The organism is Sphingomonas sp. SRS2 (assembly GCF_000971055.1).
Taxonomy (GTDB): Bacteria; Pseudomonadota; Alphaproteobacteria; order Sphingomonadales; family Sphingomonadaceae; genus Rhizorhabdus.
The window spans coordinates 101,056-122,408 of the sequence record NZ_LARW01000108.1 but is presented as its reverse complement, the minus strand read 5'-3'; the positions used below and the strand labels follow the sequence as shown (position 1 = coordinate 122,408).

26 protein-coding genes and 1 pseudogene are annotated in these 21,353 nt (G+C 63.3%); 22 read left to right on the top strand and 5 right to left on the bottom strand.

Going from position 1 to position 21,353, the window contains the following annotated elements; genetic code table 11:
- The first annotated feature begins 136 nt into the window (after positions 1-136).
- From WP12_RS16435 to WP12_RS16420, 4 genes are read left to right on the top strand one after another with little or no spacing between them, the layout of a single operon-like run.
- A complete protein-coding gene (locus WP12_RS16435) occupies positions 137-466 on the top strand; it encodes a DUF6927 domain-containing protein (RefSeq protein ID WP_200894542.1) in 330 nt (109 codons plus the stop codon).
- A gap of 41 nt (positions 467-507) precedes the next feature.
- Positions 508-714, top strand: coding sequence for a hypothetical protein (locus WP12_RS16430; protein ID WP_046194748.1), 207 nt, complete (start codon positions 508-510; stop codon positions 712-714).
- 29 nt (positions 715-743) lie between these two features.
- Entirely contained in the window at positions 744-1,220 is a 477-nt protein-coding gene (locus WP12_RS16425) for a thermonuclease family protein (protein WP_046194768.1), read from the top strand.
- Positions 1,217-1,531, top strand: a complete 315-nt coding sequence (locus tag WP12_RS16420; RefSeq protein WP_069067195.1) for a Thoeris anti-defense Tad2 family protein — start codon at positions 1,217-1,219, stop codon at positions 1,529-1,531. The genes WP12_RS16425 and WP12_RS16420 overlap by 4 nt, the downstream gene beginning before the upstream one ends.
- On the opposite strand, the gene WP12_RS16415 is transcribed toward WP12_RS16420, so the two are convergent.
- The gene (locus tag WP12_RS16415) at positions 1,485-1,973 is read right to left on the bottom strand and encodes a hypothetical protein (RefSeq protein WP_046194746.1); all 489 of its coding nucleotides are present in this window, start codon (positions 1,971-1,973) and stop codon (positions 1,485-1,487) included. The two genes, WP12_RS16420 and WP12_RS16415, sit on opposite strands and share 47 nt — an antisense overlap.
- A 113-nt stretch (positions 1,974-2,086) precedes the next feature.
- Here WP12_RS16415 and WP12_RS16410 point away from each other — a divergent pair, with 113 nt between their 5' ends.
- The 5 genes from WP12_RS16410 to WP12_RS16390 all read left to right on the top strand — a co-directional run bounded on the left by WP12_RS16410 (position 2,087) and on the right by WP12_RS16390 (position 7,043).
- Positions 2,087-2,686 carry a DUF7007 domain-containing protein gene (locus WP12_RS16410; protein WP_235399175.1) on the top strand — a complete coding sequence of 200 codons (600 nt, stop codon included), beginning with the start codon at positions 2,087-2,089 and terminating at the stop codon, positions 2,684-2,686.
- A complete protein-coding gene (locus WP12_RS16405) occupies positions 2,686-3,696 on the top strand; it encodes a deazapurine DNA modification protein DpdA family protein (RefSeq protein WP_046194745.1) in 1,011 nt (336 codons plus the stop codon). The genes WP12_RS16410 and WP12_RS16405 overlap by 1 nt, the downstream gene beginning before the upstream one ends.
- 75 nt (positions 3,697-3,771) lie before the next feature.
- Positions 3,772-6,210 (top strand): DNA cytosine methyltransferase, encoded by a 2,439-nt coding sequence (locus tag WP12_RS16400; protein WP_046194744.1) that lies wholly within the window; start codon positions 3,772-3,774, stop codon positions 6,208-6,210.
- Positions 6,207-6,470, top strand: coding sequence for a hypothetical protein (locus WP12_RS16395; RefSeq protein ID WP_046194743.1), 264 nt, complete (start codon positions 6,207-6,209; stop codon positions 6,468-6,470). Before WP12_RS16400 ends, WP12_RS16395 begins: the two co-directional genes overlap by 4 nt.
- A gap of 72 nt (positions 6,471-6,542) precedes the next feature.
- Positions 6,543-7,043 (top strand): hypothetical protein, encoded by a 501-nt coding sequence (locus WP12_RS16390; protein ID WP_046194742.1) that lies wholly within the window; start codon positions 6,543-6,545, stop codon positions 7,041-7,043.
- Here the strand turns inward: WP12_RS16390 and WP12_RS16385 are convergent.
- Positions 7,040-7,732: a hypothetical protein gene (locus tag WP12_RS16385; protein WP_152664031.1), complete on the bottom strand. Its 693-nt coding sequence runs from the start codon at positions 7,730-7,732 to the stop codon at positions 7,040-7,042. The two genes, WP12_RS16390 and WP12_RS16385, sit on opposite strands and share 4 nt — an antisense overlap.
- Positions 7,733-7,908: 176 nt before the next feature.
- Between WP12_RS16385 and WP12_RS16380 the strand changes: the two genes are divergently transcribed.
- From WP12_RS16380 to WP12_RS16340, 9 genes and pseudogenes are all read left to right on the top strand, one after another.
- The gene (locus WP12_RS16380) at positions 7,909-8,553 is read left to right on the top strand and encodes a hypothetical protein (protein WP_046194741.1); all 645 of its coding nucleotides are present in this window, start codon (positions 7,909-7,911) and stop codon (positions 8,551-8,553) included.
- Positions 8,554-8,565: 12 nt separating this feature from the next.
- Positions 8,566-9,030, top strand: a complete 465-nt coding sequence (locus WP12_RS16375; protein WP_046194740.1) for a hypothetical protein — start codon at positions 8,566-8,568, stop codon at positions 9,028-9,030.
- A complete protein-coding gene (locus WP12_RS16370; protein WP_046194739.1) occupies positions 9,027-10,163 on the top strand; it encodes a phosphoadenosine phosphosulfate reductase domain-containing protein in 1,137 nt (378 codons plus the stop codon). Before WP12_RS16375 ends, WP12_RS16370 begins: the two co-directional genes overlap by 4 nt.
- On the top strand, positions 10,160-10,483 hold the full coding sequence (locus tag WP12_RS16365; RefSeq protein ID WP_046194738.1) for a hypothetical protein: 324 nt from the start codon (positions 10,160-10,162) through the stop codon (positions 10,481-10,483). Before WP12_RS16370 ends, WP12_RS16365 begins: the two co-directional genes overlap by 4 nt.
- Positions 10,484-10,501: 18 nt before the next feature.
- Entirely contained in the window at positions 10,502-11,302 is an 801-nt protein-coding gene (locus WP12_RS16360; RefSeq protein ID WP_046194737.1) for a Mom family adenine methylcarbamoylation protein, read from the top strand.
- A 16-nt stretch (positions 11,303-11,318) separates the two neighbouring features.
- Complete coding sequence (locus WP12_RS16355) at positions 11,319-11,699, top strand: hypothetical protein (RefSeq protein WP_046194736.1); 381 nt, start codon at positions 11,319-11,321, stop codon at positions 11,697-11,699.
- Between the two features lie 124 nt (positions 11,700-11,823).
- Positions 11,824-12,231: pseudogene (locus WP12_RS16350) on the top strand (hypothetical protein); the annotation flags it as partial.
- Between the two features lie 241 nt (positions 12,232-12,472).
- Positions 12,473-12,970, top strand: coding sequence for a TIR domain-containing protein (locus WP12_RS16345; protein WP_046194735.1), 498 nt, complete (start codon positions 12,473-12,475; stop codon positions 12,968-12,970).
- A 46-nt stretch (positions 12,971-13,016) separates the two neighbouring features.
- The gene (locus tag WP12_RS16340; protein ID WP_038575785.1) at positions 13,017-13,571 is read left to right on the top strand and encodes a toll/interleukin-1 receptor domain-containing protein; all 555 of its coding nucleotides are present in this window, start codon (positions 13,017-13,019) and stop codon (positions 13,569-13,571) included.
- A gap of 16 nt (positions 13,572-13,587) precedes the next feature.
- Here WP12_RS16340 and WP12_RS16335 read toward each other — a convergent pair whose 3' ends face one another.
- Genes WP12_RS16335 through WP12_RS16320 form a run of 3 tightly spaced genes read right to left on the bottom strand, consistent with a single transcriptional unit; the run spans position 13,588 to position 15,901 of the window.
- On the bottom strand, positions 13,588-14,244 hold the full coding sequence (locus WP12_RS16335) for an SLOG domain-containing protein (protein WP_038575783.1): 657 nt from the start codon (positions 14,242-14,244) through the stop codon (positions 13,588-13,590).
- A gap of 2 nt (positions 14,245-14,246) precedes the next feature.
- Positions 14,247-15,407, bottom strand: a complete 1,161-nt coding sequence (locus tag WP12_RS24255) for a toll/interleukin-1 receptor domain-containing protein (protein ID WP_084691196.1) — start codon at positions 15,405-15,407, stop codon at positions 14,247-14,249.
- Between the two features lie 5 nt (positions 15,408-15,412).
- Positions 15,413-15,901, bottom strand: a complete 489-nt coding sequence (locus tag WP12_RS16320; protein WP_038577284.1) for a TIR domain-containing protein — start codon at positions 15,899-15,901, stop codon at positions 15,413-15,415.
- Between the two features lie 209 nt (positions 15,902-16,110).
- On the opposite strand from WP12_RS16320, the gene WP12_RS16315 reads away from it, so the two are divergent.
- Genes WP12_RS16315 through WP12_RS16300 form a run of 4 tightly spaced genes read left to right on the top strand, consistent with a single transcriptional unit; the run spans position 16,111 to position 21,309 of the window.
- Positions 16,111-17,244, top strand: a complete 1,134-nt coding sequence (locus tag WP12_RS16315; protein ID WP_046194732.1) for a tyrosine-type recombinase/integrase — start codon at positions 16,111-16,113, stop codon at positions 17,242-17,244.
- Positions 17,237-19,054 (top strand): site-specific integrase, encoded by a 1,818-nt coding sequence (locus WP12_RS16310; protein ID WP_046194731.1) that lies wholly within the window; start codon positions 17,237-17,239, stop codon positions 19,052-19,054. Before WP12_RS16315 ends, WP12_RS16310 begins: the two co-directional genes overlap by 8 nt.
- A gap of 4 nt (positions 19,055-19,058) precedes the next feature.
- A complete protein-coding gene (locus WP12_RS16305) occupies positions 19,059-20,867 on the top strand; it encodes an integrase (RefSeq protein WP_046194730.1) in 1,809 nt (602 codons plus the stop codon).
- Positions 20,851-21,309, top strand: a complete 459-nt coding sequence (locus WP12_RS16300; RefSeq protein ID WP_046194764.1) for a hypothetical protein — start codon at positions 20,851-20,853, stop codon at positions 21,307-21,309. The genes WP12_RS16305 and WP12_RS16300 overlap by 17 nt, the downstream gene beginning before the upstream one ends.
- Positions 21,310-21,353: the final 44 nt, after the last annotated feature.

Here is a 21,353-nt window from a genome sequence, read left to right as displayed (position 1 = left end):
CCTGCCCGATAGCCGGAATATGGATGGTATTATCGCAGCGGAGAGCCGCATGCAGTGAAAGCTGCACGTGCGGTTCGGCGGGGGGATCAGGGCTGACTCTCTGAGCAGCACCAATCCTACCCGACTGGAAGAAAGCATGGGACCATGCGAGGATGGCTGCCCCGAGAGCATCCTCAACCTGCTGACCTCAACCGACAATGAAAACGCTCTCGACTGGCGTCGGCGGTGCCTCGCCAAGCTGCAGCAACGCACGCGCAAGGTCGAGGATGGCGATCGGGTCAAGCTGGCCGACGCCCTCACATTCACCGATGGCCATGTCGGCGACGAATTCATCGTCCAAAAGCGTGGCCGCCGCATGAGCTTTCGCGATCCGGATACGCTGTGTAGTTACCGGATCAGTCGCTTCATGGAACGGCGCTGGTCGATCGTTCCTGTGACCAAGGTTCACAAGACCATCTTCGCTTGAACCGTCCCTCCTGTAACATGCCTCCTTGAAGAGGATTTACGATGCTTGCTGGTTTGCCTGCCGCTCCGATATCGCCGAAGCGCGGTATCCTTTGCAGTCGCGAAAATGCGCTGCGCGTCGCCTCCCGGATCTTCTATGCCCAGACCAGACCGGTCAGCATCATCCGGACCTGCGACCCACTCCAGCCCTTTCGCGTTTCGACCTCGCCCGGACGCGACGAGAATGTCGTCGTGGAGATGGTGTCGTGAAACGGAACATCCTCCTTCTCGGCCTCGCGATGGCCTCCTGCGGTGCCGCGCCCCAGCCACCAGAGCGTGCGACGTTCGAGGCCGAGGCGCGCGCGCTCGACGGTGACACGGTCGCGGTCGATTTCCGTCTGCTCGGGGTCGACGCGTTCGAGCGCAGGCAGCTTTGCGAGCGCGCCAATGCTTGCTGGCAGTGCGGCAAGACCGCGCAGGATTTCGCCGCCAGAGCCCTGCGCGACAAGACCGCCATCATCCAGCTTACGCCCAGCACAAGCTATGGGCGCCCGGTTGCGGTGGTGACGGTTGATGGCGAGGATCTTGGGGAGATGATGATCCGCGCCGGCCTTGCCGTTCCCGAAGGCAAATATCTGCGCGGCGATCCCGAGCGGGCGTCGCGCTACGAGGCCGCTTTCACACAGGCCGAAGCGAAGAGGGCAGGGGCCCTTGCCGGCCGATGGATCGCCCCATCGAAATGGCGCCATGGCGAGCGACTGGCGTGCGAGCGGTGACCTTGTCCGAAGCGCTGGACCGGATTCAGGTTGGTGCGCGTGCCCGTCGCGGCGGTTGGCACAATGGCCTGCTCTACATCTATGTCCCCCGCGCCGGCGGCATTGCCGAGCCGTTCCTGCGCTATCGCCAAGGCAGCGATACGCTGGAACAGCCTTATCCGCCCCGGCGTGCCGACTGGTTCGCTGATGATTGGCTGATCGTCACCGAGGAGGGGGAGCCGGACAGCTCCGCCGATGGAAAGGCGCCCGCCGCTTCCGAGCCGGTCAGACCAGAAGCGTCGGATCCTCCCACCACGACGGACCCTGCGTGAAGTCGCCAGACTGTGCGACCAACGGACCATCCGGCGCGTCTGCCACATAGGGGTTTGTGAGCGGCATCACCCGCGCCTTGAGGCGCTGCATCTCTCCAGCCACGCGGCCGCGCCGCTCGAGCACATCCTCGAGCCACATCAGATCGTCGAGCATCCCGACCACGCCGCGACCGGCAAGGCAGAAATAGATGCACCGCTGGAAATCATCGGCGCCGTCGTTCGCCAGGATCGCAGTGAGCTTCGCCTTGCCCGCCGGGATGCCCTCATGGACCCAGCTGACGGCTTCGCGTACCTCGCGCACCGAATAATAGGCATCCTCGACATGCATGCCGATAGCCGCGTTCGCGATCATGCGGCGCGTGGGGCGATTGTCAGCATCAAGCGACGCATCGCGCAGGGTGATGTCGAGATCGAAACGATCGTGAAACACGGTCTTCTTCATGGCGCACCTCCTGGCGGACGGAACGTAACGGGAACAATCAGCGCCGTCAAGCCGACGCCCACGGGAAGAGATGAGGGGGAGGGGGCCGGGCAAATCACTTCCGGAGATGAGCAATGTCCTTCGAATCTTCCGCGCAGCCTGTCGCGTCCATCTGGGGCGGCATCGCCACCGCCGATCAAATCCTGCCCGGCGTCTGGCATGTCAGCACAGCATCCCACGGTGGCCTGATCCTGTCGGCGCAGCGACAGGAGGCGATGCCCGGCGCATTGCGGCTCGAGGGAATCCACTATGAGGAGGATGTCGACTGGAGCCTGGTCTACCTCGCATTCGAAGCTGAGCTGAAGCTCCTGCGACGGCCCGGAATGGCGGCATCGCTTCAGCTTGCGCATGATATCGCCCGCAACTGGCACCCGCGGCGCTACGGCGACTTCACAGGTATAGCTGTCGCGCCACGCGACAGCTACGTCATGCGCCGCCGCGCAGCTTATCAGGCCGTGATCGGCGAGATCGTCGTCACCGCTGCCTTCGGCACCCACGAGGCCTGGGTCCCAGCGGGCAAGACGGGATTGATCGGGCGCCGCGTCGCAAGCGTCGATCATCTGGGATGGGCCAAATATGACGGTCCCGACGTTCGCGCGCTGGTCGATGCGGCCCGCTACGACAGCGGCAACATCGTCAACAGTTTCGCCGCGATCGGTGCCGAGCTGATCTGATGTCGATCGAGATCATCATCGGCTTGCCGCATCTGTGCGAAGGTCCGCTCCTCTCCCGGGCACGTGCCCTGCAACAGCCGGTGCTCATCTCCGCGAACTGCCTGTCCATATGGTCGACGCGTCGAGGCTGGCGCGAATGGACGGGCTGGAAGCTTCATCATCTCGCCAATGCCCATAGCCTTCACAGCCTCGTGCTCGATTCTGCTGGTTATGCTGCGATGTCAGTCTACGGCGGCTTTCCCTGGACCGTCGATTCCTATGTCGCGCTCGCCGCCGCCTTCCCGTTCCGGTGGTGGGCCAGCCTCGACTATTGTGTCGAGCAGGGCGTCGCCCGCGATCGCGAAGAGGTCATCGACCGGCTGTCCCGCACCATCCGCGCCAACCGCGATTGCCGGCAGCGTGCCGCGGATCTCGGCATAACCGACACCCTGATGCCCGTGATCCAGGGCCGCCTTCCCGAAGACTATGAGCGCTGCATCGACGCGCTCTGGGGCATGATGAAGCCTGGCGCGATCATCGGCGTCGGCTCGATGTGCCGACGGGAAATCGACGGCCCCGAAGGCCTGATCGCCGTCATCGATCATCTCGATCGTGTTTTGCCGAAGGGCGTCCGCCTTCACGCATTCGGGGTCAAAGGCCCGGCGATCCCCTACCTCCTGCCGTTTGCCCACCGCATCGCCTCGCTCGACAGCCAGGCCTACGGCGTCAGTGCGCGCCGCGAGGCCCATCAGCGGCGCATCTCCAAGTCCGACCAGCTCGTGGCGGATCATATGGAGCACTGGCTCCACACCCAGCGCGCCCGCCTGTCTGAATCTGCCCGGCAGCTTCCCGTCCGCGCACCGGCGATGCCCGACCCCAGTCCGAGCGATGCCTGGGAGGCCGCGATCGCGCAGGCGCGCAGCGAGATCCGCGCCCTCATCGAATCCGGTGATCTCGATCACGACGAGCTGACAGCGCCGTGGATCGAGCAATGGGCCGCCGACATCTACCGCGACCGTCGCGCCGCCTGATCGAGGGGAGGGGGAAGGCCGAGGGCAAGCGAAGGGGCAGTTGAGAGCCGCTCCCGCGACCAGAGGAGCCCTCCCATGCTGCAACCACACGCCATCACCGAGCGCGTCTTTCGCCATGGCCATCTCGCGTGCGGGATCGGCGCCGGCGCCAAAGGCTTCAACATGGCCAATCCGCGTGTCGGCAACTTGCGCGGCCGCTTCGAATGTGCCGGCGGCATCGACGTAGATCCCGGCGCGATCACCAACTTCGAACACATGACCGGCGTGAAGGGCACGGTCATGGACCTGTTCAGCCGCGACCAATATCGCGCCTTCCACGGACGCGATCCCGGCCCTGAATGGCGAGAAGCCGTTCCCGACGATATCCGCGAGGTGTTCGGCCGACTCGACGTCGCCTTTGCGAGCTTCCCGTGCAAGGGCTTCAGCAGCCTGCTGTCGCAGTCGATCAGCCTGACCGACAAATATCAGGCGCTCAACGCCCTCACGCTGCGGGGAATCTGGCTGCTCCTCGAGGCCTATCGCGACGATCCGGTCGCGGCGATCATCTTCGAGAATGTTCCGCGCATCGCCACCCGTGGCCGGTGGCTGCTCAACCAGATCGAAGCGCTGCTCCGCTCGTTCGGCTACAGCGTCAACGAGGATACGCACGATTGCGGCGTGATCGGCAATCTGGCCCAAAGCCGCAAGCGTTTCCTCCTGATTGCCCGCTATCCCGAGAAGCTCCCCAACTACATCTACCAACCCCGCGAACACCGCCTCCGCGGTGTCGGCGAAGTCATCGGCAAGCTACCGCTTCCGGGCGATCCTCGCGCCGGTGTGATGCACCGCGTCCCGGCGCTGCAGTGGAAGACCTGGGTCCGCCTCGCCTTCGTCGAGCCCGGCAAGGACTGGCGCTCGCTCAACCGCCTCGCCGTCGAGAACGGCGTGCTGCGCGACTTTGGCATCATTCCGGAGATGGCGCTGCGCGACAACGCTTACGGCGTCTGCCGGTGGGACGATCGCGGTCCGCTGATCACGAGCGCGCGGGCGCCCGGGCAGGGGCGCTTCTCGGTCGCCGATCCGCGGGCAATCTCGAGCCGCGAGGGTTCGGGCTTCCTGGGTGTCAATCGATGGTCCGGCACGGTCGGCGTCATCAGCTCGCGCGGGCTGCCGACCAATGGCAGCTACTCGGTCGCCGACCCTCGCTATGGCGAGCGTGATCGCGACAGCACGCTTGGCGTTGTCCGCTGGGGCGCCGCGTCCGGCGTGATCCAGGGCAAGAGCGGGCCCACCAACGGGGCCTTCTCGGTGGCAGATCCTCGCCCGACCTATGGATTGGCGACGCATCGCTACGTCCTCGGCGTCCTGGGCTGGGAAACAACGAAGGGCGTCGTCACCGGCTCATCCAGGCCGACCAGCGGCGCGCATTGCGTTGCCGACCCGCGCATCGATGGCCATCCCGCTAGCGTCCAATGCGGGGTCAAGACCTGGCTCCAGCCCGCAGGCGTCGTCACCGCGAACATGTGGGTCGGATCGGGGCCCAACTCGGTGGCGGACCCGCGCATCGACGGCCGTCCTCGTTTCAACAACACCTATCGCATCGTCGGATTCAAGGATCCGTCGCCGACGGTCGCGGGACCCGGCGGACCTGCAGGTGGACTGTCGGTAGCGGATCCGCGCGCGCCAGCAGGACGCCACGTGAACGGCAAGTACCGCGTCACCGGCTACGATATGGTCGCCAACGCAGTCATCGGCGCCAGCACCACCGGGATGGGCGCCTTCGTCGTCGCCGATCCGAAATATGCCGGCACCAGCCTTGGCCAGCACCATAACAAGATGCGCGTCGTGCCGGCGTCGGCGCCGTCACCCGTGGTCACGACATCCGATCGCGTCGGATCCGGCGCGCTGTCGGTCGCGGACCCGAGGCCTGTCTGTCTCATGCGACCCGACCGCGACTCATCTGTGACGCAGGGCCATTATGGTGTTGCCGACTGGTCGAAGCCGACGGGCGCGGTGCCGGCCTTCGCCAAGAATAACAACGGGCCGTGGTCGGTTGCCGAACCGCGCGACGTGCCGATCGACGACGAGCCGGTCGCGCTTCCCAACCCCGACGACCGACTGGTCGCGCGCATCATCGCCCTCGACGAAACCTGGCACCGACCCTTCACCTCGATAGAGCTGGCCTCGATCCAGGGGCTGTTCGACCCCGAGCAGTCATTCCCGCAGCACATCCTCGATCGCTGCAAATCCTTTGACGAAGTGCTGGCCGCCGGCTTCGGATTTCAGCTCGAAGGCGGTTCCGACGCTACGAAACGCGAATGGACCGGGAACGCTGTCCCCCCGCCGTCGGCGCAGGGCATCGCCGAGACCATCGGCGAGGCGCTCCTGCTCGCGGCAGAAGGCGCGACCTTCACTCTATCGGCGAGCGAGATCTGGGTGAAGCCCGGCGCGCTCGCGCTCGTGGTCGACAATCGCCAGGCCGCTTTCGACATAGACTCGTTCGACATGCGCTCGATAATGGGCCAGCTCCAATGACCGGCCGCTCGAACCGGGCCGAGGTTCGCAACCCGATCCTCGGTCTGCCGTCAGTCGCCTACCTCCGCGCGCTCGACCCCGCCGCCCGGCACGCCCTGCAGGCCGTGCTTCTCGATATCCAGCGCGACGCACGCCAACGCGCCGAAAAGAGCTGGCTCAGCCGGAAGCCGCCGGTCGCAGCCTATTGGGCCGCATGCGGTGTCTATGCCGGCCATATCGCGCGCGCGATCGGACCCGGCCCGGGCCGCCGACGTCGCTGATCACGCCGCCATCGAATCTCTCGCCCGCTGCGAGGCCGGGGATATTGCGGCCCCAACCATGGAGACCCCGTCATGTTGATCGAATTGCGAAAGCTCAAAATCATCAAGGAGCTCTCCGAGGAAACGCCGTGCTACACTGCCGAGATCTGGATTGACGGCAGGTTGGCCTTCCACGCCACCAATCGCGGGCACGGCGGCATGGACGACTATCATCAGGTCGGCTCGACCACCGAGGCCGAAGTCAATGCCTGGCTGAAGGCCAACCGCCCCGTGCGCGCCTTTCACGGGACCGAGCTGGAGCCCGATCTCGAAAGTGAAGTCGCCCGCCTGATGGACGAGGCCGAGAACATCAAGGTGCTCCGCCGCCAACAGCGCACCAGGATCATCACCATCGAAGATGGGAAGGTCTACACCTACCCGCTGAAGAACAGGCTCGCTGCAAGCATCATCGCTGCCATCAAAGCCAAGAAGCCGGACGTCGAGATCGTCAACGAAACCGGCGACGAGGGCCTGAAACGTGCGGTCCGAATCCTGCAGGAGCAGTCGGCTTTAGCTGACGGCGGGACGCGCTAGACCAGGTCCTGCTGCAGCGAGGCCGTGGGTGTGGCCTTGGCATCGCTCATGTAGAGCCTCGCTTTGTGGGGTGTGGGAAAGATACGGATCCCTAGCGCCTGCAGCACATAGATGATGTCGAGCGTCAGAACTGGCGCATCGGGAGCGAGGGACGATCCAGAGGAGTGGCTCGGCGATACCGGCCGACGCTCGCCGTCGATCTCGTGCATTAGCACGCGGCCCTCGATACAGAACGCCGACACGTCGCAGAATATCTCTGCCTGAACATCCGCCGGCATGACCAGATCGCCGAATTCGCGGGCCGCAAACGCCCGGTGGCATCCATCGACCATGCTATACATATCCGGCAGGCCGGGCAGGTGAATCCGGGTCAATTTGACACGCTCGCCACGCAGTCCGTCTCGGTGGCAACGCACTGCGTCCACCATGCCATCAAACCGCCAAGGCTGCGCCAGAACATATTTTGTCTCGACATCCACCTGTTCCGGCAGCTGCAATTCGACCCGTTTGACGGCGATCGCGTTCACGGCCGCGACGAACAGATCGACCTGGATGGGTCCGATGACCGACATCACAGCGGTCGAGCTGGGGCCAGCCTTCCGCTCATTCTCAAGGCCGACCATCGGGGTCCCGGGCAGGCGGAGATCCGTTACGCCGGCCCGCAGGCATTCCATAATGTCGATGCCCAAGGCGATCTCCTCCATTTTGGATGGAATCTAGCGTAACCGCGTTAACCATTGCTGACCACTGCCTGCCGAGGGTCTGACGTCACCGCGTCCCAAGCCTGGCACCTGTGATCGAACAGAAAGGGGAGGGGGAGCGAGCCGGTCGAGCGAAGAAGCGCTCGAGACCGGAGGTTTCGCCCATGCCGTACGACATCACGATGCGCCATCAACAGGCGCTCGAACCCAGCGCCTTGACCACGATCGGCGCCACGCTTCACGCCATCCAGGCAGCCATCACCGACTGTCGCAATGCCGGCAAGGACTTCGAAAGCGACCCCGCAGTGGTGTTGCTGGCGCGGCGGTTTGCTACCGTATGCGAGGCTGAGCCGGCTGATCTGGAGTTGCGACGTGCGTGTCTCGACGCGATCGCCGAGATCCGCCGGCACCCTGCGCTCAAGACGCTCGCCTATCGCGGCGTCGCCTATGACGAAGCGGCCAAGCGCGTGTTTCACTCCGAAGGCCGCGCTGCGATGCGCCGCCTGGCCGAGGCCCTGAGCCTTGCGGAAGGGACCTACGACGTCCGCTCCGACAAGGGCGGCCCGGCGGTCTCGGGCGACATCACGCTCCACGGTGAGGAGGTCTGGGTCCGCCTCTCGCTCGGACCCCTCGGCCCCGACCACGAGATCGCATACCGCAAGGTGAAGGGGCGCGGCGACCATATCGGCGACCGCAACCGCTGGGCCTCCGTCCGCGACCTTCTCGCACCCGACCGCTTCGCAGCGCGTCTGCAACGCGAACTCGGCCTCACCATTCCCGCGGCCGAGCCGTCGCGCCTATTCGCATGATCGGAGACCGCCATGCAGATCATAGCAACGCGAACCCGTGCGGCGGGGCACCATCCAGACTTTGCGTATCGTCTGTATATCCCGTTCGACCAGCTATCCCCCGAACGTCAGTCGCTCATATCCTACCGAACGAACTTCGGTCACGGCCGTGCCGGCGAGTGCCTCGCCCGTCTGAGCGAAGTCATTGCGCCGCTGTCGCACCTCGAACTGCGACCAGGCCCCGCCCGCTATAATGGGGGCCGCGCGATTGATCTGGTCGCGCAGCGCATCGAAGCCATCATCGTTCGCAGACTCTATCCGGAGATCACAGCTGTTATCCTGCCGGTCCTGCTCCGGGTCCCGGCAAATCCCAACGACGCAGCAATCTACACCAGCGTCAGCGAACTCACCGGCCGCTACCAGGCGCTTGCCGCTCAAATCGACGAGCTGACCGCGGACGCGCTTGGCGTCGATCGGCGCGGGAAGCAGGCGGCATGACGGCTCCGGATCTCCGCCAGCCTCTCGGGATTTGGGCGCTGCCCGAGATCGCGATCACACCCGACATTATCGAGGCGCTGAAAGCAGGCGCCTGGGTCGTATTCAACCTGTCCGGCGGCAAGGATTCGACGGCGGCGATGGCGGCCGTCAATCTGTACCTCGACCTCATCGGCCATCCACGCCAGCGCCGCATGGCCATCCATGCCGATCTCGGACGTGCCGAATGGGATTCGACACCAGCGACAGTCGAGGCGATCGCCGCCGCCGGCGGCGTTCCGTTGACCGTCGTGCGCCGCGCGGCCGGAGACCTTGTCGATCGCTGGATCCAGCGGTTCGAAAGCGGCAAGCGGCGCTACGAAGCCCTGGAGACCTACAACCTCATCGGGCCATGGTCCTCCGCTTCGCTCAAATTCTGTCAGAGCGAGATGAAGATCGCGACGATCGGCCCGGCCATCGCGCGCGCATTGCGCGGCGAGCACGTGATCTCGGTTGTCGGCATTCGCCGGGACGAAAGCCACAACCGCGCCCAAACCGCGGTCGCCAAGGCCGACACGCGTTTTGCCCCGCCAGGCAATCGCTATGGTACGGCCATGTCGCTCTGGCATCCGATCGTAGATTGGACCACGGTCGACGTCTTCCGCGCCCATGACATACTCGGCCTCTTGCTTCACGAAGCCTATTCGGTCTGGCGGGCCACCCGGCTGTCATGCCGCTACTGCATCTTCGCATCGCTGCACGATTTGCAGGCATCGGCCGCGGCCCCGCCCAATAGCGCCGTCTACCGCGAACTGGTCGGGATCGAAGCGCGTTCGACCTTTCCCTTCCAGCCTTCGCGCTGGCTCTCCGACGTCGCGCCGCACCTGCTTTCACGCGCTCTGCGCGCGGATATCGTCCGCGCCAAGGCCGACCAGGCCGAACGCCGGCGCATCGAGGCGGCGATGCCCTCCGGGCTACGCTATGTGAAAGGTTGGCCACCGCGCCTGCCGACCGCAGCCGAAGCGTCGGCCATCCTCGCTGCCCGCCGTCCGATTCTGCGCAGGCACGGGCTCGCCGAACGCTACCCGACCGAAAGCTCCATTATGGTGCGATTCGAGGAATTGATGGCAATCGGCGCCAGAAAGCGCCGAAAATGAGCCGGATTCGCGCCGCAGTGGGGGGTCTGACGATCACCGCCGATGTCGATCGGCAGGCGCCGCTTGGATGGCGCTTCTGGACGCTGGCCGGTTTTCCGGGCGATCCGGTTCAGCCCCGGCCCTATGGCGCAAGCCGCTGCATCCCTCTCGCCATGGTCGAGATCGATGGGTGCCAGCGCTGGCTATGCGCGATGGAGCTCGACGGCACATTCCAGCTCTTCACCGGCCACGAACTCTTCCCCTGCGCCGACCAGGCCGGCGCCGCGCGCTTCGCCAGGGCCGTGATCGACAGTCACGCGGTTCAGCTCCGTCTTCTATAGATTTCGAGGATCCCCGACATGGAAACGACCCGCAGCCAGCGATGGCGCGAGCGTCGCGCCTTATTGGCGCACGATCTCATAGTCATCGATCCCAAGGCCTATAGCGTCGAAGTGATCGACCATCACGTTGCGCGGGCCTTCATTGCCCGCCACCATTATCTGCCGAGCTACCCCGCCGCTCAGGTCGCCGTCGGCCTGTTCGGACGCGGCGCCACCCTCGAGGGCGTCGCCGTCTTCGCTGTCCCCGCGACCGACGCCGTCATCACACGCCATACCGGCTTCGATGAAGCGGCGCGCGGCTGCGTCCTCGCACGCCTCATTCTGACCGACAGCGTTCCGCAAAATGGCGAGAGCTTTTTCGTCAGCCGGGCCTTTCGTCACCTGCGCCGCGAGCGCCCGGGCATCGAGGCCGTAGTTTCGTACAGCGATCCCCAGGCCGGTCACATCGGCCGGATCTATGGCGCGCTCAGCGGCGCGCACCGCGGCGTCACGAGGCCGAGAACCGTGCTGCGCGCCGGCGGCGTCACGGTCTCCGGACGCACCTTGTCAAAGATCCGCCTGGGCGAGCGCGGCCACGAAGGCGCGGTCGACCAGCTCGTACGCCTCGGCATGCCGTGTCCCGGCATCGCCGAGGATCCAGCGGCATGGCTCTGGCGGCTGCAGCGCGAGCGTCATCTGATCCGCCATCGCCAGGCCGGGCTCTACACATATTGCTTCGAGCTCACCCGCGAGGCTCGCCGCCGCGGGCGCAGTTTGCCCCGCCTACCTTATCCGAAGGAGCTACCGGCCGATCACCTAAGCCTTCCCCTTCATTTCTGAACCGAGGATATTTCCCATGGCTGACATCACCACGCTTCCCATCATGACCAGCGAAGACGCCGAGAAGATCGGCTTCGCCCGCTTCAACCGCGTGCCGACGCTGCCCATCGACATTCCCGATGGCGGCTTCACGATCAGCGCCAAGACATCCGAGGGCAGGCGCATCACCTTCTATTTCGGTCCTCACCGCACGGGCGGTCCGGCCCGCTTCGTCGACGTCCAGTTCCACGATGCGGGCTGGACCGTGCCCAACGCCGACAACGGTCGATCTCCCGTCTTCGACGTCCTCACGATCGGCCACGAGGACCGCCGCGACTATGACAGCCGCAAGAGCGCGATGCTCGAAAAGCCCAGCATCCTCGTTGTGCTGATGGGGCAGCCGGGCGACGATTCATAACCCCCAAGGCCGAGAACGCCATTTTTAGCGGCCTCGCCAGACCGGCGGCGTCTTACGCCGAGGTGAAAGAGGAGGGGGAAGTCCGGGTTTGAGCGATGGAAGCGCTCAAGTTCCGGAGCGGCCGATGACCAGCCTCATTCCCCACGGCACGCCGCCCCCGACCACCGCGGAGCGGGTGAACGACCTCTGTTCCCCCCACCGCCCGGATTATATCCGCGTTGCCGAGCCACCTCCGGTCGTTCTCGCTTATGGTATCGGCGTCGACAGTACCGCCCTGTTGATCGAGCTTGCCGCACGCGGCGAGGCCCCGGACCTTGTCCTGAGCGCCGATACCGGCTCCGAGAAGCCCGAGACCTACGAATATCAGACGATGATCGCCGCTTGGATGCGCGCGCGGGGAATCCGCTATGAAGTCGTCCGCTATATACCACAGCGCTTCAAGCACTGGCCGCCCTATTACTCGTTGCTGTCGAACATTCTCACGAACGCGACCTTGCCCAGCATAAGCCTTGGCCGCCATAGTTGCTCGTTAGGTCCGGCTTCAGAGACTGTCTCTTTTGCTCGCGATGAGTGACGGGCCGACCGCCGCGCTAACCCAAAGAGCTGGCGGTGGTCGGCCCGTCACTCGCGTCGCGCAGCGACGCCTGATTGCCGGATGAATCCGCTTGGACTCAATTACCGCACTTCATTCGCGAGCAGATCATTTCAGGATCGATTTCACTGGCGAAACAAAGCCTGGGCTTGTAGAAGACCGGAGAACAAAAGGGGGCCTTATGGCGCGGCGCGTTTTCTTCAGTTTCCACTTCGCGAACGATTTTTGGCGCACCCAGCAAGTGCGTAACATCGGTGCTCTTGAAGGGCAGACTCTTTGCACCGCGAATGCGTGGGAAGAGGTCAAGCGGAAGGGCAAGGCCTCCATCGAAGAATGGATCGATGACAACATGTACGGCAAGAGCTGTGTGGTGGTGCTTGTCGGTTCTGAAACAGCGAGCCGCCCTTGGGTAGTCCGCGAGATCGTTAAAGGCTGGGATGCCGGCAAAGGAGTGGTCGGCATTCGGATAAACAAACTTCTCGGCCACGACGGGAATTCGTGCGCGGCTGGTAGCAATCCGTTTGACGAAGTCGGCTATGGAAATACCGGGAAAAAGCTATCGTCCATAGCGAAGCTGGTCACCCCTTCAGGCACAGATAGCAAGGCAGTCTATGATTCGATCAAAAACGGGATCGAGAGCTGGATTGAGGACGCGATAGCGATCCGCTCAAAGAACTGATGGAACTCCGTGAATTCGTGCGATATTCGATGATAGAGTTTCGATTATGATCGAATACATTACAAAATCCGAGCTTCGGAATTTTGCCGATAAGTTAAATGTTAGCGAACAGGCAAGTCTCAGAAAATCTGCTGCTTCTCGTAGCCTCTCAGGCACCACATTTCTTTCGCACTCAAGCAAAGATGATGATTTGGTCGTTGGCGCTATTCGTGTGTTGGAAGGGCACGGAGCCAGGGTCTATGTCGATGAAATCGACCCGGAAATGCCCCCATACACGACGGAGGAAACGGCGGGGCTGTTAAAGAGCCGTATTCGCCAGACCAAGCGCTTTGTCCTTCTTGCAAGCAAGAACAGCAAGGACAGCCGTTGGGTGCCCTGGGAGTTAGGCGTGGCCGATGGGTATAAGGGGCTGACGAAGATCGCGCTGTTCCCGGCATCCGACAGCTCGCATGAGCAAGCATGGGCATCGTGGGAGTATCTGGGATTATACCGCCGCATTGTCTGGGGGGATCTACAGGGTCATCAAAAGCGTGTCTGGATGGTTCTCGACGAGAAAAGGAACACAGCTACGGAGCTCAGCGAATGGCTGGCTGGCGAATGATGAGTTCCCACCCCGTTTAAGCAGTGGCAGGGGGCTGCCAAAATCGCTCCTCAACGACAGCCGGTTGGAGGGCCGGGCTTTCGAAGCGCTCCTCTCGGACGGAAACGTCAAGGTGGCGGTGAAATAACGCAACATAGTCTCGGTCTTCCGCTAGGTCGGGCGCTAGAGACCCAACTTGCGCCCCCACTTCAAGCGTCGCGCCGCCCGTGGAGATTACTGGTATCACTGCAGCCTCTGGTTGCAGGCGTCGAAACATTTCGTACTCTTGTACGATCCCACCCATACCACCAATGAATACCGCTGCTTTGAACTTGTGTTCGGAAAACATGCGCTCGCGCATGGCAAGCAGGCTCTTCTCCCGATCCTTCTCAACCTCGTCTGTATAAATCACGTTATTGAATCGCTCGTTGTCCTCGGGGAATTCATCCTCGAAATGGCGGGACTGATAGAGCCGTACCCAATGTCCGTAATTTACTCCGATGTCTTGAGAGACCACCCAGATCATCGGTGTGATTGCGGGTTGTCCACCCCAAACAAGAAGTCTGCGACCAAGTGTGACGTGCACCAAAGCGGAAACTGCGGCCGTAATCGCGACAGTGTCGGCGGTCGCCGCATATTGTGGCCCTCGCTTCGGATCTGGCACACCTGCCGATAGGAAAATGGCCTCAGCCATGGTCAATTCTCCCATGCTGCGAGAGCCCATCCGGCTTCGGAAACCTTAACCGTGCGGACCGCGAGAATATGCTCTCCAAGCCATCGTAGGTGGGCATTCCATGCATCACGGATGCCGATATGATCGTAGACCAGTACCGGTATCTCCTGCTGTTCCGCTCGTCGCGCCTTATCGGCCACATCGTTCAAAATTTCGGCCGTGGGGATTCCAACAATCGGATATGCCCAAATCTTTTGACCATCCAGCAATCGCACAGCGACAGCTCGGTGTGCGCCGACGCCTTCCACCGATGCTCCAATTTTTTCGACGTCAGCGCGAAGCTTGCCGGTTATCGACATATATCGAGATGCGATGCTTCGGCTTCGTAGCCGTTCCACCTCAAGAACGATTGCATCGGCCGTTTTTGCTACTATCGGTCCATCCGCCCCCTCGAGTTCTTCTGGATCAAGATAAATGGTCTCTGCAAGATCAGTCAGCTTGTTCGGTGTATGTGCAGGCCAAATGACACGAAGAACTTGAATCTCCTTTGCGCGTGCTCTTCCTATTTCTTGTCGCGTCCATCGGCTATCAAAATAAGTTGGAGTGTCGAGCATAACCATAACATCAGAATCGACGAGCCTGTGCCAAAGCACATCTTGGAACGGATCGCCGGGCCTAATATCGTGTGTGTCCAGGAAAACGTCGAATCCGCGGGATGCGAGGAGATCGTGGAGTTGCAACGCAGCTGCTCGGGATTCAACGCGTCGATAGCTGACAAATACCCGTCGCTGTCGGCGGAGCAGGCCAACGCATTCCAGCATCGCCGATGCGAGTTCGGTCATCGCTGGATCGTCAGCGCGCCGCGTTAGCCCGTTGATGGGCTGGAGAAACTGGGGGATGTGAACATTGAAGTCTGCGCCGGCGGCGATCGTGGGAATGATGGGCGCGCTCGCTCGGATGAGTTCCTGGGCCGCCTCCAGATCTTGTTGGGCGTTTCCTCCGAAATACGCACATGCGAATGCTGCTGGTTTGTGTCGTCCGCTCAGCGTGTCCGCATTATGCACAACTACATCGTCGCCCAACGTCAATCCGAAGTCGGAAACGATATCGGCGAGCGTCGCGGTTAGTGTTGCGCGATCCCCGGGCGTTACGGCGCCAAGTATGGCCAATTCATAGATACTCATTGATGTCAGCGACCGGCCGCCTTTGCTGCAGTTTCAATCCAAGCCGGCATGTTGACATAGCCGTTATCCCGAACCCAATCATACGCCCCGTATAGGTTCGAAAGCGGAACATCCCGGCCATTCTGCTTAATTGTAAAATAGCTGAGTGGGTTGGTCCCCTGACGATCAATCCCAAGTTGCGGATCTTTTACGCTATGGATGTCGATGGCCAAGAGCCCTTTTCCAAGCTCGTAGCTTCTCTTGATCTCGTGCCGGACCCATTCACGGTCATACGTCTCCGCGCCAAACAGCACCACAGTCACGGACGTACCTTTGAGCTGCTCCTCGATCCATTTTTCTATGCCGCCCGCTCGTTTCTTCGCCTCTTCGAACTCTGCCTTGTCATAGAAGGGCTGGGCTTCGCCACCGGGCCGAACCACCCAGGAATTGCGGACTTGCACGACCCGTCGAACGTCACGGTCATAGTGAAAGCTAAAGAATACCCGACGTGCCACCACTTCCCCCCTCGATCATCGTTCACTCATATCAAGGCGGGAGCCAAGTGTCAGCAGCCACGGTGAGTGGTTGGTGTCGAGTCGCAACGACACCCTTCGACATGACGAGGAAACCGCCCATTCCATCGAAATGGGTCGGTCAAACCGGCCATATTGCGCTACTTTCGAAATCGCATCTGTGCGGGCGAGGGAGATAGCCCGTGGTATCAATGATTCGGGCATTCTCTGGCATGCCCAATGTCCCACTTGGCTTCCCGATCCTGTTCGACGCCGACATGGCGATCATCGAGCCTGCCTTCGTCTGGCTCATGGAGCACGCCGAACTGAGCGGCCGCGCGCAGGCGTCTGAAACCGTCCGGACCTATGGCGAACATCTCCACGACTGGTTCGACTCGCTCGAACAATCGGGGATCGAATGGCGCGAGGCCGATGAGCGTGTCATCGCTGCTTATCGCAACCGGATGCTGGAGAATCCCAGCACGCATACCGGGCGGCCTTATGCCCGGACCACAATCAATGCGCGTGTCTCGACCGTCTGCCGCTTCTATGGTTGGGCGCTCGACCGAGGGCTGATCGACCATTGCCCGTTCCGGTTGACCGAGAAGATGACGCTGATGCTTGATGGTGCCTATCGCCCAGGCTTCCAGCGGCGCCAAGTCAACGAGCTGATCGTCTCGCGCCCTGAAAAGTTGCCGCGGCCGTTGCGCGCCGACGAACTGGCGCGGCTGTTCGCGCATCTCAGGCCGACTGCGCGACTTGCCGCGCAATGGGCGCTCGGAGCGGGTCTGCGGCGCAAGGAACTTTGCGCGCTCGCCGTCGGTCAGATCCCTGATAGCTGGCCGCTCGACCTCGATAGCGATCCGCTGGTCGGCGTGCCGCTGCATATCACCAAGGGCGACCGGCCAAGGACGGCCTATCCGCCGCTTCGGCTGCTCGATCATACGCACTGGTATATCGGCGAGGAACGCGCCCGGATCGTCCGCCGTATCCGCCGTTCCGACCGGCGCTACCGCGCGCCGTCCAATCTCCTGCTGAACGAGCATGGACGGGCGATGACGCGCAAGCTCCTGACGGCGCAGCTTGCCGAAGCGTTTGCCGCTTCCGGGCTGCAGGGCACACTGCACTGGCTCCGGCACACCTTTGCGATGGCGATGCTGGCCCGTCTCCAGGTCCAGGCCCGCACCAATCCCGACCTCAACCCGCTCAAGGTCGTGCAGGTGCTGCTCGGCCACGCTTCGATCACGACGACGGCGATCTATCTGCGCTGTGTCGAACTGCACGAGCGCGACCTGAGCGAAAGCCTCGCCTATCTCTATGGCGAGCTGATCCCGGCCGATGGCTAGGAGCCGCCTCGATCGGACGCTTCGGCTCGAACCGACGCCGGCGGACCATCCGGCGGAGATCGCCGAAATCCAGTTCCGCGACGAATGGGGCAGGATCGTCCAACGCTTCAACCCGGCGCTGCTCGGAATGCCGGACGACATCAGCGCAGCTATCTCGCGTGCCTTCCGCGATCATGATGTGGCGTCCAGCGCCGCCACCCGCACCTCACGCTGGTTCGCGCTCCGCGTGTTCGGCAGGTTCCTGTGCGAAGATGGGCGTGTCAGGCGCGCGGTCGATCTCGATACGGCGACGATCCGCCGGTTCATTACATGGCTGGCGAGGCCCACCAACGGGCGCAGGCGTGGCGTCCAGTCGCAATCCGGTCAGCTCGGTATGATCCGGCCGGTCCTTAAGCGCGCGATCGCGGACAATCCCGGCTTGTTCGCACCGGGCTTCGCCGTTCCCAACAATGCGATCCCGCTCGCCGGCGTCCAGCGGCTACCGCAAGACAGGCTGACGACCTCCGCAATGCGTGCCCTGCTGGCAGTCTGCTATGCCGAGATCGACACTGCCTGGGACAAGTTCCAGCACGGGCAAACCATCGTCGCTCTTCCGAACTTGCCGCTCCATGGTGGCCGGACCGCCGAACGGGATCGCTGGATATGGAAGCTCCACCGCCTCGGCCACGGCGTCATGCCGCCCGCCCGAGGCTCGGACCTTAACAAGCCCGATCGGCAGCGGATCGCCGACGCAGGCGGGTTCCGTGAGCTGGAAAGCTATCTCCACCTCACGACCGACACGCTGGTTGCGTTCTATATCGTGCTGCTGATCCAGACGGCGGCAAATGCCGGTCCGCTACGCCAGATCAAGCGCGACTGCCTGGTGCCCCATCCGCTCGAGCGGCATCGCGTCATGGTAGAGTGGGTGAAACCCCGCGCCGGCGGTAGGGTGAAACGCATGCAACGGCGGTCATTCGACAATCGCCGGCCCTATGCGGCGCCTCGCCTGATAGAAAAGCTCCTTGCGATGACGGCGCCGTTGTTGCCGCATGTGGAACCGTCCAGGCGCGATCGGCTGTTCCTGCATCGCTTCCTCATGACGACTGGCCGCCTCGAGCGTGATCATCACGCCGGCCATATCGTGCAGGCCACGTTGCGATCGGCAATGTTGCGCTTCTACGAGCGCCAGAACGCTGCAATCGCCTCGTGGAACGAAGCGCATCCCGAAAAGCCTCGTGCGCTGCTTCCCGACTTCTCGCCCAAGCTGTTCCGCAGCAGCATGGCAAGCGCCCATTATACTGCATCGCAGGGCGACATCATGGCGGCCAAGGCGGTCCTTAATCATGCGAGTGTCGCCACCACAGATATCTACGTCGACGGCGATGCCGTTCGCCGCCTCGAACGCGATACGATCGCACGACTTCAGGCGCTGATGATCACATGGGTCCGCGGCGAGACAATCTCGGATCGCTCGCAACATAGAGGCGCGGATACCGGCGCGCCGGTGACGGCGCTGTTCGGCCACGACTGCCTTCGCCCGACTGACAGCGGACATGCCCATCCTGGTCGCGTGTGCCCGAAACTGGGAGGCTGCCTTGCCTGTCCGGGCCTGATCGTCCCGATCGACCCGGATCATCTCGCGCGGATCGTCCAGGCCACCTGGCATCTTGAAGCTGCGCGGGAGCGGATCGACCCGATCCGGTTCGGCCTCTTTTACGCGCCCAGCCTTCAGGTGCTGACGCAAGACCTGCTACCGGCATTCCCGCCCGAGATGATGCCAGACGCCGAACGGCTCATGTGCGCCCTGCCTTCGCTGCCAGACCTGGAATAGCCTCATGGCCTCCGTCCCGACATCCACGTTCACCCAGGTTCCGGCTCCATTGCTCGGGAACGAAGGCGTGCCCGCCGCGATGACGTTCAACTGGGGGTTCGAAATGCCGGACGGAAGCCGGTTCAGCGACGATCAGTGGACGCTGCTCCGGCACGCGGCCGAACTGTTCCTGCTCTCGCTGCGGCACGATCCACCCGAAGGCCGGATGCCGCTCCGAAAGGAAACGATCCGCGGCCACTTCAGTCATATCCGCTTCCTTGCCCGGTGGATGGCGGCGGAAAACGTCCGACGCTTCAGGGATCTCGATCAGGACACCGTGGGTCGCTTCGTGGCGATGCTGCGCGCACGCCCGGGCAGGAACGGCGCGTTGCTCTCGCTCAGCACCGCCGAAGGCCATCTCGGCACGATCCGCACCTTCCATATGCAGCGCGACAAGCTGGACGACGCGCCGCCGACGGCACCGCCTCGCGCCGCCTCGGTCGGGAAGCGGCACTGGAAGCCTTATGGCGGTCATCCCTATACCCCTGACGAGATCGCCGTGCCGCTGATCAGCGGGGCAATCGAGTTGCTCGGCGATCCGGCGGACCAGATAATCGCCCTGCGCGACCATCTCGCAGACCTGTATGAACGGCTCCGACCACGGCACCAGGGACGAATGCTCCACTGGCATATCAGACGCGCGATGCTGGCCGAGCCATGTCCCTGCGCCGATCGGTATCCGAATCCGGAATGGCCACTGCGCCGCCTGGCGTTCATGCTCGACCGGCTTGGCGATGCCTGCTTCACCGTCATCGCCTATCTTGTTGGCGCGCGCGCCTCCGAGATACTCAGGCTTGAAGAGGGCTGCCTCGAACGGCGCGCGACCGACGAAGACGGCGAGGAACACGTCTATCTGGTCGGCACGATCACGAAGACGTCGCTGACGAAACATGGCGACCTCCACCGTTGGCTCGCGCCCGAGCCGGTCCAGCGCGCAATCCACATACTCGAGCGTCTCTCCGCTCCGCTCCGCGAACTCAGCGGCGAGAAGAATCTCTGGCTCCACCAGCTCGGTCGGGGACGATCACCGCTCCCGACGATGATGCCGGTCGCCCGACTGCGGTCACCCATGGTCAATGTCCGCTTGAACGAGCGGCTTGCGCCGTTCCTCGCCTTGCCGGACCACCAAGGCGGCACCTGGCGCCTGACCACCTATCAGGGGCGCAAGACGTTCTCGCGGTTCATCGGGCGGCGCGACCGCACCGGCCTGACGGCGCTGCAACGCCATCTCGGGCATGTCCACCGCGCGATGACCGACCGGGCCTATGTCGGCACCGACTTCGAGCTTGCCGAGTTGATCGACGAGCAGGCCGCCGAAGAAACCCGCAAGGCGCTGGAAGACCTGCTCCTGGCTCCGCACGTTGCGGGGAAGGCGGGCGTCATGCTCTCCGAGCGATCGCCGTTCCGCGGGCGCACGGGATCGGGCGATGTCGATGCCTATATTACCGAAATCCTCGCCGAAACGGATATGCGCCTCGGCGTCTGCGACTGGGGCTATTGCCTTTACCGCCGGGAGACATCCGCTTGCCTCGGCGGCGAGCGCGAGCCGAACCCAGTGCTTCGCACGCAAAGCACCTGCTCAAGTTGCGCCAACTTCGCCGTGACTGACCGGCATAGGCCGGTCTGGGAGGCGCGCCTTGAACGTAACACCGCGCTGACCCAGCGCGATGACCTCGATGCCGAGAGCCGCGCGCTTGCCGAAGCACGCATCCAGGAATCTCTCCGCATCTTGGCCCAGCTCGACAAAGGAAATGCCGATGGCGTCCGAGACTGATCTGTCCACCCCACAAGCCCGTCGGCGGGCGAACACCGATGCACGCCTGCGCGAAGCCCTTAGCGTCCTCGCTAATAACGCGTCCACCGCGCCAACGGTCGCCGGGCTCGCACGAGCAGCCGGGGTCGGCCGCAACATCATCTATACCCACCATGCCGGCGTTCTCGACGCCCTGCGTGAGCTTCAGTCGCAGCGTGAGGGGGCCGCTGAAACGGCCGCAGGCGAGGCTGATCGCACACGCTCTGCTCTTCGCGATGCTGAAGCTAGGAACATCGCCCTTGCAACACATAATGCCAGCCTGCTGAAGCGCGCTGTCGAAGCCGAGCAGCGGGCGGAACGGCTCGAACGCCGCAACGCGCAACTCGTGCAGGAATTCGATCGGATGCGCCGGCCCGTTCCGATCCGCACCAACGCCGGAGCGCCCGATCCCTCTGTTGCCTGAAGGCGGTCACGCCCTAATCGGGCGTCATGCAAGGGGAGAGGGTG

Bases quoted from the DNA above. Each gene is read 5' to 3' on its own strand.
- WP12_RS16435 (WP_200894542.1), top strand. From the start codon at position 137: ATGGGACCATGCGAGGATGGCTGCCCCGAGAGCATCCTCAACCTGCTG.
- WP12_RS16430 (WP_046194748.1), top strand. From the start codon at position 508: ATGCTTGCTGGTTTGCCTGCCGCTCCGATATCGCCGAAGCGCGGTATC.
- WP12_RS16425 (WP_046194768.1), top strand. From the start codon at position 744: ATGGCCTCCTGCGGTGCCGCGCCCCAGCCACCAGAGCGTGCGACGTTC.
- WP12_RS16415 (WP_046194746.1), bottom strand. From the start codon at position 1,973: ATGAAGAAGACCGTGTTTCACGATCGTTTCGATCTCGACATCACCCTG.
- WP12_RS16410 (WP_235399175.1), top strand. From the start codon at position 2,087: ATGTCCTTCGAATCTTCCGCGCAGCCTGTCGCGTCCATCTGGGGCGGC.
- WP12_RS16405 (WP_046194745.1), top strand. From the start codon at position 2,686: ATGTCGATCGAGATCATCATCGGCTTGCCGCATCTGTGCGAAGGTCCG.
- WP12_RS16400 (WP_046194744.1), top strand. From the start codon at position 3,772: ATGCTGCAACCACACGCCATCACCGAGCGCGTCTTTCGCCATGGCCAT.
- WP12_RS16395 (WP_046194743.1), top strand. From the start codon at position 6,207: ATGACCGGCCGCTCGAACCGGGCCGAGGTTCGCAACCCGATCCTCGGT.
- WP12_RS16390 (WP_046194742.1), top strand. From the start codon at position 6,543: ATGTTGATCGAATTGCGAAAGCTCAAAATCATCAAGGAGCTCTCCGAG.
- WP12_RS16380 (WP_046194741.1), top strand. From the start codon at position 7,909: ATGCCGTACGACATCACGATGCGCCATCAACAGGCGCTCGAACCCAGC.
- WP12_RS16375 (WP_046194740.1), top strand. From the start codon at position 8,566: ATGCAGATCATAGCAACGCGAACCCGTGCGGCGGGGCACCATCCAGAC.
- WP12_RS16370 (WP_046194739.1), top strand. From the start codon at position 9,027: ATGACGGCTCCGGATCTCCGCCAGCCTCTCGGGATTTGGGCGCTGCCC.
- WP12_RS16365 (WP_046194738.1), top strand. From the start codon at position 10,160: ATGAGCCGGATTCGCGCCGCAGTGGGGGGTCTGACGATCACCGCCGAT.
- WP12_RS16360 (WP_046194737.1), top strand. From the start codon at position 10,502: ATGGAAACGACCCGCAGCCAGCGATGGCGCGAGCGTCGCGCCTTATTG.
- WP12_RS16355 (WP_046194736.1), top strand. From the start codon at position 11,319: ATGGCTGACATCACCACGCTTCCCATCATGACCAGCGAAGACGCCGAG.
- WP12_RS16345 (WP_046194735.1), top strand. From the start codon at position 12,473: ATGGCGCGGCGCGTTTTCTTCAGTTTCCACTTCGCGAACGATTTTTGG.
- WP12_RS16340 (WP_038575785.1), top strand. From the start codon at position 13,017: ATGATCGAATACATTACAAAATCCGAGCTTCGGAATTTTGCCGATAAG.
- WP12_RS16335 (WP_038575783.1), bottom strand. From the start codon at position 14,244: ATGGCTGAGGCCATTTTCCTATCGGCAGGTGTGCCAGATCCGAAGCGA.
- WP12_RS24255 (WP_084691196.1), bottom strand. From the start codon at position 15,407: ATGAGTATCTATGAATTGGCCATACTTGGCGCCGTAACGCCCGGGGAT.
- WP12_RS16315 (WP_046194732.1), top strand. From the start codon at position 16,111: ATGATTCGGGCATTCTCTGGCATGCCCAATGTCCCACTTGGCTTCCCG.
- WP12_RS16310 (WP_046194731.1), top strand. From the start codon at position 17,237: ATGGCTAGGAGCCGCCTCGATCGGACGCTTCGGCTCGAACCGACGCCG.
- WP12_RS16305 (WP_046194730.1), top strand. From the start codon at position 19,059: ATGGCCTCCGTCCCGACATCCACGTTCACCCAGGTTCCGGCTCCATTG.
- WP12_RS16300 (WP_046194764.1), top strand. From the start codon at position 20,851: ATGGCGTCCGAGACTGATCTGTCCACCCCACAAGCCCGTCGGCGGGCG.